The organism is Clostridium sp. (genome assembly GCF_036646415.1).
Lineage (GTDB): Bacteria > Bacillota > Clostridia > Clostridiales > Clostridiaceae > Clostridium_J.
Window position 1 is genome coordinate 108865 of the sequence record NZ_JAVXMF010000007.1, and the last position, 12712, is coordinate 121576.

The 12712-nt window shown below is 31.5% G+C and carries 9 protein-coding genes and 1 pseudogene; 6 read left to right on the forward strand and 4 right to left on the reverse strand.

Features of this window, described 5'->3' with window-relative positions; genetic code table 11:
- Positions 1–2: 2 nt before the first annotated feature.
- The gene (locus tag RSD37_RS07175; protein ID WP_346946033.1) at positions 3–1175 is read right to left on the reverse strand and encodes an NADP-dependent malic enzyme; all 1173 of its coding nucleotides are present in this window, start codon (positions 1173–1175) and stop codon (positions 3–5) included.
- A 32-nt stretch (positions 1176–1207) separates the two neighbouring features.
- Positions 1208–1840: an endonuclease III gene (gene nth, locus RSD37_RS07180; protein ID WP_346946034.1), complete on the reverse strand. Its 633-nt coding sequence runs from the start codon at positions 1838–1840 to the stop codon at positions 1208–1210.
- Positions 1841–2153: 313 nt separating this feature from the next.
- Between nth and hcp the strand changes: the two genes are divergently transcribed.
- From hcp to RSD37_RS07210, 6 genes and pseudogenes are all read left to right on the forward strand, one after another.
- Positions 2154–3797 (forward strand): hydroxylamine reductase, encoded by a 1644-nt coding sequence (hcp, locus tag RSD37_RS07185; protein WP_346946068.1) that lies wholly within the window; start codon positions 2154–2156, stop codon positions 3795–3797.
- A 285-nt stretch (positions 3798–4082) separates the two neighbouring features.
- On the forward strand, positions 4083–5165 hold the full coding sequence (locus RSD37_RS07190) for a diguanylate cyclase (RefSeq protein WP_346946035.1): 1083 nt from the start codon (positions 4083–4085) through the stop codon (positions 5163–5165).
- A 93-nt stretch (positions 5166–5258) separates the two neighbouring features.
- A pseudogene (locus RSD37_RS07195) lies at positions 5259–5582 on the forward strand (DUF255 domain-containing protein); the annotation flags it as partial.
- Between the two features lie 389 nt (positions 5583–5971).
- Positions 5972–6247 (forward strand): CD3324 family protein, encoded by a 276-nt coding sequence (locus tag RSD37_RS07200; protein WP_346946036.1) that lies wholly within the window; start codon positions 5972–5974, stop codon positions 6245–6247.
- Between the two features lie 193 nt (positions 6248–6440).
- Positions 6441–7511 (forward strand): M23 family metallopeptidase, encoded by a 1071-nt coding sequence (locus tag RSD37_RS07205; protein WP_346946037.1) that lies wholly within the window; start codon positions 6441–6443, stop codon positions 7509–7511.
- A gap of 154 nt (positions 7512–7665) precedes the next feature.
- Positions 7666–9468: a thioredoxin domain-containing protein gene (locus tag RSD37_RS07210; protein ID WP_346946038.1), complete on the forward strand. Its 1803-nt coding sequence runs from the start codon at positions 7666–7668 to the stop codon at positions 9466–9468.
- Positions 9469–9656: 188 nt separating this feature from the next.
- On the opposite strand, the gene RSD37_RS07215 is transcribed toward RSD37_RS07210, so the two are convergent.
- Entirely contained in the window at positions 9657–10919 is a 1263-nt protein-coding gene (locus RSD37_RS07215; protein WP_346946039.1) for an MFS transporter, read from the reverse strand.
- A 248-nt stretch (positions 10920–11167) separates the two neighbouring features.
- Positions 11168–12586 (reverse strand): glutamate synthase-related protein, encoded by a 1419-nt coding sequence (locus RSD37_RS07220; RefSeq protein ID WP_346946040.1) that lies wholly within the window; start codon positions 12584–12586, stop codon positions 11168–11170.
- Positions 12587–12712 lie beyond the last annotated feature (126 nt).

Consider the following 12712-nt stretch of genomic DNA (forward strand, 5'->3'; position numbering starts at 1 on the left):
TACTAAACTCTTGCAATTCCCATTTCTTTAGCTATTCTCATAACTTCTTCTGCTACCTTATCTGCAACTCTTTTATCTAAGGCATTTGGAATAATATTTTCTTCATTCAAATCTTCGTCTGAAATAAGATTTGCTACTGCTCTTGCTGCTGCAAGCTTCATTTCATCATTTATTCCACTAGCTCTTACTGCAAGAGCTCCTTTAAATATTCCTGGGAATACTAAAACGTTATTGATCTGATTTGCAAAATCTGAACGTCCTGTAGCAATAACTCTAGCTCCACCAGCCTTCGCTTCATCCGGCATAATTTCTGGTGTTGGATTTGCCATGGCAAATATTATTGCATCAGAGTTCATTGTTTTTACATCCTCAGCATTTATCATATTAGGTCCAGATACACCTACAAATACATCAGCTCCAACTAAAACATCTTTAAGTGAACCTGATTCTTTGTTTTTATTGGTTATCTTTGCAATTGCTTCATGGGATTCAAATAAACAGTTCCCACCATCATAAAGCGCTCCTTTTTTATCACACATTATTACATTTTCTGCTCCAGCCTTTAAAAGTAGCTTGCATATTGCAATTCCTGCTGAACCTGCTCCATTTATAACTATTTTAACATCTTTAATATTCTTTTTTATTAGCTTTAAAGCATTATAAAGTCCTGATAAAACTACTATAGCTGTTCCATGTTGATCATCATGAAATACAGGAATATTAAGTTCTTTCTTTAATCTATCTTCTATATAAAAACATTCAGGGGCTTTTATATCCTCAAGGTTAATCCCACCAAACACTGGTGCTATTAATTTTACAGTTTTAATTACTTCTTCTGGGTCCTCAGTATCAATACATATTGGGAAAGCATCTACCCCTGCAAACTCCTTGAAAAGTAAAGCCTTTCCTTCCATTACTGGGATTGAAGCCTCAGCTCCTATATTTCCAAGACCTAAAACTGCAGTTCCATTTGAAACTATAGCCACAGTATTTCCCTTTATTGTATAATCATAAACCTTATCTTTGTCTTTAGCTATTTCAATACAAGGCTCTGCAACTCCTGGAGTATAAGCAATTGATAAATCTTCCCTAGTGTTCACACTAATTTTACTGATTACCTCTAGCTTTCCCTTCTTTTCCTTGTGCATTTTTAAAGACTGTTCACCATATGACATAATTAAATCCTCCTACATTTTACTATTAGACTCTATTTAGTTTTATTTAAATAATCACAATAAGGAGCAATTGGACATTCCCCACACTTTGGCTTTCTTGCATCACAGATCTTTCTGCCATGCCAAATTATATAGTGATGAGCATCACTCCACATGCTCTTAGGTATATGCTTCATTAGCTTTTGTTCAACTATTTCCACATTATCCCCTGGTGCAAATCCAGTTCTATTTGAAATCCTAAATACATGGGTATCAACGGCTATAGCTGGTACTCCAAAGGCATTTGATAAAACTACATTTGCAGTTTTTCTTCCCACTCCAGGTAAAGCAATTAGTTCATCCATGGTTTGTGGTACTTCTCCCTTATGTTTTTCCATTATGGCCTTACATGCACCTAAAATATTCTTACTTTTATTCTTATAAAATCCACAGCTATGAATCTTTTTTCCAAGTTCTTCTTCAGTTAAAGTTAGTATAGCTTGTGGTGTATTATACTTCTTATAAAGTTCTTTTGTAACTTGATTAACTCTTACATCTGTACATTGTGCTGAAAGTATAGTTGATATTAAAAGTTCAAAGGGACTATTAAAATCCAGTCCACAAGATGCACCTCTATATGTTTTCTCTAAAATCTCTAGTATCTTCCTTCTTTTTTCCTTATTCATAAAATCACCTCAAAGTATTTCAATGATTATAGTTTTTCATCGTCAGCTATATACTTATTTATATATTTTCTAACAATTAGTTTTCATGTTTACTTACATTATAGCAGATTTTCAAAGTTTTACTGAATTAAATATATGTTTAAAATAATATCTTTCATATATCATTTCCGGTTCTATTTTATATGTATCTATTAATATATTTTTAGAATGATGTAAACTTATATAACTATATTAAATTAAAGAATAATCTTAAAACTTATGCGAATAATAATAAAATATTAAATCTTAAGGAGGAATAGTAGTGGATAATGCAATGTTTTGTTATCAATGTGAGCAAACAGCAGGGGGAAAAGGGTGTACTAAGTTAGGTGTATGTGGTAAAACACCTGAGATTGCAGCCTTACAAGACCTGTTACTATATCAAGTAAAGGGAATAAGTTGTTATGCTAAAGACCTTATTGAAAATGGAGAAACTATAGATAAATCCATAGTTAGTTTTGTAGAAAATGTTCTATTTACAACACTAACTAATGTTAATTTTGATGCAGAAGTACATGTTAAATTACTTAAAGAATCTCAAGAAATAAAAGAAGGTTTGAGAAGTAGAGTTTCACCTGAAAAAACTTATCCAGAGCAAGCAACCTATGACCTAAGTAAAACTAAAGAAGAAATGCTTAAGGATGCAGTTAAAGCTGGAATTATGTATTGTAAAGAAACTAATGAAGACATAAGATCCCTAAGACAAACTATAATTTATGGATTAAAAGGTATAAGTGCTTATGGACATCAAGCAAGAATGCTAAATTACTTTGACGACCAGGTTGATAATTTCTATTTTAGAGGTTTAGAATGCACAACTAATGATAATCTATCCCTTGAAGATTTAATTAACATGACAATGAGAACAGGTGATATGAGTGTGGCAGTCATGAAAAAACTTGATGAGGCTAATACAACTACATATATGGACCCTACTCCACATATGGTAAATGTTCATATTGAAAAGGGACCTTTTATTATTGTATCAGGCCATGATTTAAAAGATTTAGAAATGTTGCTACAACAAACAGAGGGAATGGGAATAAATATCTATACTCATGGTGAAATGCTACCTGCTCATGGATATCCAGAGCTTAAAAAATATTCTCACCTTGTAGGTAATTATGGTGGTGCGTGGCAGGATCAACAAACTGAATTTGATAATATTCCTGGATGTATTCTAATGACTACAAATTGCCTTATGAGACCAAGAGAAACCTACAAAGATAGAATATTTACCACTAGTGTAGTAGGTTGGGATGGTGTAAAATATATTTCTTGTAAAGAAGATGGTACAAAAGACTTCTCAGAAATAATAAACAAAGCTTTAGAATTAGGAGGATTTATGGCATCTGAAGACCCTAAAGAAATACTTGTGGGATTTGGACACAAATCTACCTTAAGTAATGCTGGAAAAATTGTTGAGGCAGTTAAAAATGGTGATATACGCCATTTCTTCTTAATCGGAGGTTGTGATGGTGCAAGATCTGGAAGAAACTATTATACTGATTTTGCAAAAAAAGTACCAGAAAACTGTATAATATTAACCTTAGCCTGTGGTAAATATAGATTTAACAAGCTAAACTTTGGTGAAGTTGCAGGTCTTCCAAGATTGCTTGATGTAGGTCAATGTAATGATGCCTACTCTGCTGTAAGAATTGCAACTGCTTTAGCAGACGCATTTAATACAGATGTGAACGGCTTACCTCTATCAATTATATTATCTTGGTATGAACAAAAGGCTGTTGCTGATCTACTCGCTCTACTATCATTGGGTGTAAAGGGAATTTTCCTAGGACCTACACTTCCAGCCTTCATAAGTCCAAATGTACTTCAATACTTAGTTGATACCTTTAATATAAGACCTATAAGTACTCCTGATGACGATTTAAAAACTTGTCTTCAACAAGGAGTTTAGAGATTTACACATAAAAATACAGCTATCTAACTTCAAAGATAATTTGGGTTAGGTAGCTATGTTTTTTATTTTTAAAATAAATACATTTATATTAATGGCTTAGACTTGAAAAATCAATATATAGACAATTTAACTGATTTAATAGTATACTTATAGTAATTTGCAATCTCATTTTATATCATATTTACCATAAAATAAGTTATAAAATTGGTATGAAATAATATATGATCACTTTGTTCCTTTTAAAATATTCACTTTATTTTTTTTTGGGGGGAGAATTTTACCATGATTTTTGACTTATTTATTAATGCATGTATTTTAATTACATTTACAAGTGTTTCTCATAATTTCATGATAGATAAAAAGATATTAAAGGACTCTTCAATATCTTTAAAGGTGTTAATTGGAGTTGGCTGTGGTTCATTAGGAATCTTATTAATGTTCTTTGGAGTACATATTACTAATACAATAGTAACTGATTTTCGAACTATACCAATTGTCCTATCAGCTATTTTTGGTGGTATTATACCGTCAATTATAACTGCTATCATAATGTGCTTTTTTAGAGTTTTATATTTCGGAGTTTCTAAAGCTGCTATAGTTTCTGTTATATCAACTATACTTTCTGGAGCAGGCTTTGGCTTTATTTCCATTATTAAGAAAACAAGAAAACAGAAGTGGATTTATTGTACTTTATATTCAATTTTAGTTAGCACTATTTCGTATATAATTCTTATTAGAGATAGGATATTCCTACTCAAGTTTTTATTAGTATACTATATTGGGATTTCACTTGTGTCATATTTTGTATACATATATACTGAGTATTTATGTGAAATTGTTGAACTTTATAATAAATTGAAAAATGAAGCGACAGTAGACTTTTTAACCGGCTTAAATAATGTAAGGCAGTTTGATAAAACTTTTAATATATTTGCTCAACAAACAATTAGAAAAGGAGAGAATTTATCCTTACTTTTTTTGGATATTGATCATTTTAAAAAAATAAATGATACCTATGGTCACAGTTCAGGAGATATTATATTGAAAGATTTAGCTGATATTTTAAAGGACACCAGCAGAGGGTTTGATATTGTATCTCGTAATGGAGGAGAAGAATTTTCAGTATTGTTATCAGATTGCACAGCCTCTAATGCAGTTATAATTGCAGAAAGAATAAGAAAAAATGTTGAAAGCAACAAATTTTATATTTCTAAGGAGGTTAGCATTTGTGTAACAATTTCCATAGGAGTTTCAACCTATCCAAGTATAACTAAAGATATGGACATGCTTGTTGAAAATGCAGACCTTGCATTATATCAGGCTAAGAGAACAGGTAGAAACAAAGTGGTGTTATACAACAGTTAATATTTCCATATAAAACTATTATTAATAGATTGTTTGAATCAGTGTTACAACTTTTTAATATATCACGTCATTCCTAGTTATGTCCATTACCATATAGATTATAAATATAGAGACCTGAGGGAATATTATTGCCTACTTCAACATTCCCACACCCCTGTGGATTGGTTCCCTTGGTGTGAGGAAGCTTTTGAAAAAGCTAAAAGTGAAGATAAGCCAATATTTCTAAGTATCGGATATTCAACTTGTCATTGGTGTAATGTTATGGAAATAGAAAGCTTTGAAGATGAAGAAGTAGCTAAGATTCTTAATGATAATTTTATTTCTATAAAAGTTGATCGTGAAGAACGTCCAGATATTGATACTATTTATATGGATACATGTCAGATTATCACTGGTCATGGTGGTTGGCATTTAACCAGGAGTTTAGAAATTTACACATAAAAATACAGCTATCTAATTCCAAAGATAATTTGGATTGGGTAGCTATTTTTTTCAAAAACTTGAAACTAAGATACAATAAAAAAGTATCAAAGGTTAATTAATATACTTGTACTTGCTAAGTATTGGACAAATGTATGGTTGCTGCTATATTGTAATTTATGTTAAAATATACATATAATACTTATAATTGTTATAAGAAACAACCAACAAAATCTATAGTAAACTGAGAAGAAAGGGGAAATAGCTTTATGACAGGATCTGTAGTTAATGCATAGCAGAGGCTATTGCATAAATATTAATAATTTAAATATGAAATAACCTTTGCTCAATCCTAAAATTAAATTATATTTAGGAGGAGCATTCTAATGAGCTATGTTAAAGCAACAGATGTGTTGCCAGAGGAAGTATTGGATTTAATTCAAAAATATGTTGAGGGTGAATACATTTATATTCCTAAAAAGAAATGTAACAGAAAACTTTGGGGAGAAACAACCAAAAGTAAAAAGAAAACTTCTGATAGAAATGCGGATATTTATAAGTTATATGAAGAAGGTATTTCAACAAAGGTTCTTTCTGAAATGTACTATTTATCTCCAAAAAGCATACAAAAAATTATTTTGACAATGAAAAGAGCAAGTTAATAACAAAATGTGCCATAAAGCAAAAGCTGAATGGCGCATTTTATTTTCAGAAAAATGTTATAGGTTGATGCATTGATATACCTAGTGATACCATTTAAATAGAAGTTTAAGAAAGTGGTGAACCCAATGGTAAATTAAACAAAGTATTAATAGTCAGTAAAAGTAATTTATTCTATATAGTTGGAGGATTATAATGAAAATAAGTACAATTCCAAAAGATTTTATTATTAATATGGCCCTTGAAACTGGTGAGAAAGTAATATCTAACTTTCTTTTACATGGTATAAAAATTAAAAATAATTCAGATAAAAATATAATACTAAAAGATATAAATTTTGAGTTACATGTTTCAGATATTTTAGTGAAACAAGTCACATATCAAGGGAAATCACTTGAGAATTCTATAAAAAATTTTACAGAAAATAGTACCTGGCTTGGTAAAGGTTTTGGAGCTAAATTATTTTTAGGTGAAGAAGGATTTTGGAATCCTGAATATTATACCAATTCTATAGAGATGGAACCAAATCAGGAAACAGGGATATTTAATGAATATTTCATAATAGTATACGATAAAGCTATAGATGGTTTAGTAATAAAAGTTAATTATCTTAAATGTGAAGAGGAACATATAGAAGAGTTCAAAATTCCACTAATACAATATAAAAATAAAAATCAATATATATTCCCACTTAAAGGTAATATCTCAACTTGTGGAAATTATAACACTTTGCCCGACCATCGACAACATTACTCAATGGAATTTGCTTTTGATATGGCTCAGTATAATACGGACCAAAAGCTATGTTACAAGGACAATATGTGTGAAGAGGACTATATAGTTTATGGTAAGGATATACTCGCAATAGCTGATGGGGAGGTAGTAGATTGTTATCACAGCTTTACTATGACTACTTCTTGGGATTGGAATGAAAGGAAACCCTATATAGATAAATATGGGTTGGCAGCTCAGTGTGGAAACTATATAGTTTTGAGACATGCCAATGAAGAATATTCTTTTTATGGGCATTTGCTTACAGATAGTTTAACTGTAAAAAAAGGTGATAAAGTAAAACAAGGTCAAGTTATCTCTAAGGTTGGGAATACAGGATTGTCTAACTGTCCTCACCTGCATTTTCAACTTATGGATGGACCAGATTTCTTGGCAGCTAGAGGTTTACCTTGCTCTTTTTCAAATATAAGAGATGTAGCCGGCAATAAACTTAGCTTAATACAAGAAGAAAATATAATTGTGCATGCTGAATAAAGAATAAAAAGATTATAAAATGAAACCAAAGAACAAAATATAAATGACTCCAGTAGAATGAAAAATCAAATCAAAATTCTACTGGATTTCATTTTTAGTGGCTTAAAGTAGTTGCTCTTGGGCATAATATTTTCGAATACGAGGAGGTGGTCTTATGAACAATTTAACAAGTATACCCAACAGATTAATAAATGAAAAGTCCCCTTACCTACTTCAACATGCTCATAATCCTGTAGATTGGTTTCCTTGGTGTGAGGAAGCTTTTGAAAAGGCTAAAAGTGAAGATAAGCCAATATTTCTAAGTATCGGATATTCAACTTGTCATTGGTGTAATGTTATGGAAATAGAAAGCTTTGAAGATGAAGAAGTAGCTAAGATTCTTAATGATAATTTTATTTCTATAAAAGTCGATCGTGAGGAACGTCCAGATATTGATACTATTTATATGGATACATGTCAGATTATTACTGGTCATGGTGGTTGGCCTTTAACTACTTTTATATTACCTAATAAGAAACCTTTCTTTTCTGGTACTTATTTCCCAAAAGAGAATACGGGTTATATGGAGGGGTTAGTAACTCTTCTTAATAAAATAATAAATGCATGGAAAACTAATAAAACTGCCATCTTAGAATCCGCTAATGAAATAGTAGCTACCCTTGGGAAAATGTCTGACTTAGGTGAAATTAATTCTACTGGTACCAATGAAACCTATGAAATTAAAAATCTTGTAGAGGTGGGAGTTTCAACATTTAAAAGTAATTTCGATAATGTCTATGGTGGATTTGGAAGTGAACCAAAGTTTCCAACCCCACATAATCTATGGCTCCTTTTAGAGAATTATAAGATTACTAATGATACTGAATCTCTTCACATAGTAGAAACTACTTTAAATGCTATGTATGCAGGTGGTATATATGACCATATCGGTTATGGTTTTAGTCGCTACTCTACAGATAGATTATGGCTAGTTCCTCATTTTGAAAAGATGCTATATGATAATGCCTTGCTTTCAGTCGTATATATTAAAACCTATGAAATTACTAAAAATGAAAAATATAAAACAATTGCTAATGAAATATTTACTTATATTTTAAGAGACATGCAAAATGCTGAGGGTGGTTTTTATTCAGCTGAGGATGCGGATTCTGAAGGTGTAGAAGGTAAATTTTATGTATGGTCTTTAGATGAAATCTATGAAGTTCTTGGAGATGAGAATGGTAAAAAATTTGCTTTATACTTCAATATTACTAAAAACGGAAACTTTGAAGGCTTTAACATCCCTAATCTAATTGATACAGAAATACCTAATGACACTATCTTTATTAATGAGTGTAAACAAAAACTTTTCCACCGTAGAGATAATAGAATCCATCCTTATAAGGACAACAAAATTCTTACTTCATGGAATGGCCTGACTATAGCCGCCTTAGCATTAGGTGGAAAAATATTCGAAAATAATGATTGTACTTTAGCTGCTGAAAATGCTGTAGAGTTTATATATCAAAATCTATTCAATGAAAATGGTAGACTTTTAGCTAGATATCGTGAAGGTGAATCTGGAATTTATGCCTATGCAGATGATTACGCCTTCCTAATCTGGGGACTATTAGAACTATATGAAACTACAAAACGAAACCTATTCTTAGATAGAGCAATTGATTTAAGTAATGATTTTATTGAGCACTTCTGGGATGCAGAAAATGGAGGATTCTTTATCTATGGAGATGATGGTGAACAACTAATTACTAGACCTAAAAAAATCTATGATGGAGCTATTCCATCTGGTAACTCAGTAGCTGCTCTAAACTTTGTAAAATTGTCTAAGCTTACTTCTAACAATGAATATGTGTCCAAAGCACTAGGTATTTTTGATAGCTTTGGAGGAGAAGTTAGCAAACATCCATCCGCTTATTCTTTCTTGCTAGTTTCAATGGTTCTTTATGAAAACTCATAGTGAATATAACATACATTTATGTATGTAAGTAAGAAGATTTTTAACTTAGGCTATGTTTTAAATTAGTGTTGATTAAGACATCATATTATTTTCGCTAAAATGCTTTTTCTACTAACTAACTAGTTATAACTAAGAAAGATATGAGGTTTAGAAAATTTCAAGCTAAACCTCATATCTTTTTATATTTATTAAATACTAGTTGAATTTTTCTTATCAATAGATATATTCTCCATAGTAGCCGCCTTAAATATTATAAATCCAATTGTAAACATTATTACAATGCCAGCTACACCAAGCCTTGAACTTCCACTTAATTGAATTGTTATACTAATTAACATAGTACCCATAAATGCTGCACCTTTACCAAAGATATCATAAAACCCAAAGTATTCACTAGATTTTTCCTTTGGAATAATTCTTGCGTAGTATGAACGTGATAAAGCTTGAATTGCTCCTTGGAATACAGCAACGCATACAGCAAGTAACCAAAACTCCCAGGTTTTATCTAATTGCAATGCAAATATAGTTATAGCCGCATATCCTAAAATACATGTTGTAATTAATTTTTCGGTCTTAATTTTCTTCGCGAGCTTACCAAATAATATAGCACAAGGAAATGCTACTACTTGTGTTAAAAGTAAGGCCAACAGTAAATTATTATCTGAAATTCCCACATCCTTTCCATATGAGGTTGCCATTCCAATAATGGTGTGAACTCCATCTATATAGAAGAAAAATGCAAGTAAGAACAAGAATATTTTTCTCTGTTTTCTAATGCCAATTATCACTTCACCAAGTCGCTTAAAACTATCTGCCACTGGTCTATCAGTTTTATCAACATAATACTTTTGTTTATAATTTTTTAGAAGAGGTACAGTTATAAGGAACCACCAAGTAGCATTTAACAAAAATGCTATTCCTGTAGCCATTGGAGTTGAAATCCCAATTTTACCAGCAAAAAGTATAAATAATAAACTTATAGTGAAAGGAATACAACTTCCTATATATCCCCACGCGAACCCTTGTGAAGATACATCATCCATTCTCTCATCAGTAGTTATGTCATTAAGCATTGCATCATAAAATATAAGACTTCCTGAAAATCCAACTTTACCTATAACAAATATAGCTAAAAATATAACCCACGGTACTGGAAGTGCTAAAGCAGCACAACCTAGTACCCCAAGCATCATAAACAGTGAAAATAAGGGTTTTTTATAGCCCTTAGTGTCTGCAAGTGTTCCAAGTATTGGACCAAGTATTGCTACAATTATAGTAGCTATGGACACTGCATATCCCCAATACGCTGTTGAGTCTGATGCTGAAATTCCAGCAGTAGTTGCTATGTTTTTAAAGTAAATTGGTATTATTGTTGATACTAGCATAGTAAAAGCCGAGTTACCTACGTCATATAAAATCCATTGTTTTTCAAGTTTGGTGAATCTACTCATTTTCCCCCTCCTATTCAAAATTAAAATTAGCTCTTTGTTTAATGGCAGTATCATTACTAACTCCATAATAATACCCCTTAATCACATATATCGCTTTATATGTTGAGTCCTATATAATATGATTTTCATTTGATATTATTACATTTTTCATTTCTTAATGGAAAAATATAAGGGTGTGTACAAAGTACACACCCTCCATTGATTTATATCCCTATTTAAAATTATACTTTCTTCATACTAACATTTATTTATGCATGAGTAATATCTGTATGATTGGAAATTTCTGAGTTTACAGTGCATAAATCATCTACACTTAAATCATGGATATCACTATGTCCTGATATTCTTGCAAATGTCTTTAATTCCTCATTTGAAACATTAAGGAAGTTTGACAGACGCTTAGCAGCATGATCAATATGAAGTCTTTTTCTTAGTTCTGGATCTTGAGTTGCAACACCAACAGGGCACATACCTGTATTACATACACGATACTGTTGACAAGCAGTTGCCATTAATGCTGATGACGCTATAGCAATAGCATCAGCTCCCATAGCAATAGCCTTTGCAAAATCACTAGAAACACGTAGACCTCCTGTAATTACTAAATCCATATCCATATTATGTTCTTTCATATATTTTTTCGCACGATATAGAGCGTAAATGGTTGGAACTGAGCTTGCATCTTTTAGCATTTTAGGACTAGCTCCTGTAGCTCCTCCTCTTCCATCAATTGTAATAAAATCAGGTTTTGCATAAGCAATGTATTCTAAATCTTTTTCTATATGACCAGCGGCAATCTTTACTCCAATTGGTCTTCCTTCTGAAGTCATACGCAAACCTTCAACCAACTCTTTTAAATCTTCTTTTGTTTTTACAAACTTAAAAGAAGATGGACTAATAATATCTTCACCAATTGGCTTGTTTCTAATTTTAGCTATCTCAGCTGTTACCTTCTCCCCTGGTAAATGTCCACCCATACCTGGTTTTGTACCTTGTCCAATTTTGATTTCAATTGCATCAACACTTTTAAGAATCTCTGGTGTTGCACTATAAAGGTTTGGAACGTATTCAAATATATATTTGAAGGATGCATCCATTTCTTCTGGTAAAATTCCACCTTCTCCGCTACACATTGCAGTTTTGCTCATAGCTGATCCTTTTGCTAATGCTATTTTTATCTCTTTTGATAATGCTCCAAAGGACATATGAGAAACATAGATTGGATTTTCAATTACCATAGGTTTTGCAGCATTTTTTCCTATTATAGTTTTTGTATTTACAAGATCATGTTCCTCTAATGGACCTGGATTTAGTTGAGCTCCCAATATTAAAATATCATCCCAAGAAACTACTGGTAGAGTTGTTCCCATAGGCTCAATGATGGAATATCCCGTAGTAGCCATTTGGTGAATATCACTCATATGCCCCTCAACATCGCTACTTCCTTTTGCAAAAGCATTTGGATAGGCTAGTGGATTTTCCTCTGATGTTATTGTAGTTACTATTTTAGAAGCAGACCCCTTGTCTGCTTTTTCTGTGCTTTTAAAAGCTTCTTTATCTCGTTTACAAATAGGACATTTCCAATTCTCATCTAATTCTGAGAATGGTAACCCTTCCTTTTCTTCATCATACTCATAGCCACATATACTGCATCTATAAATTGCCATATTTCTTTTCCCCCTTAATCTTAATAAAATAAGTATACACTGATATAATTATACTATAAACCTAATTGAAATAAGCATAATATCCTTAAATAGGTTGAATTCATTTTAGTATATATTAATCCTTTT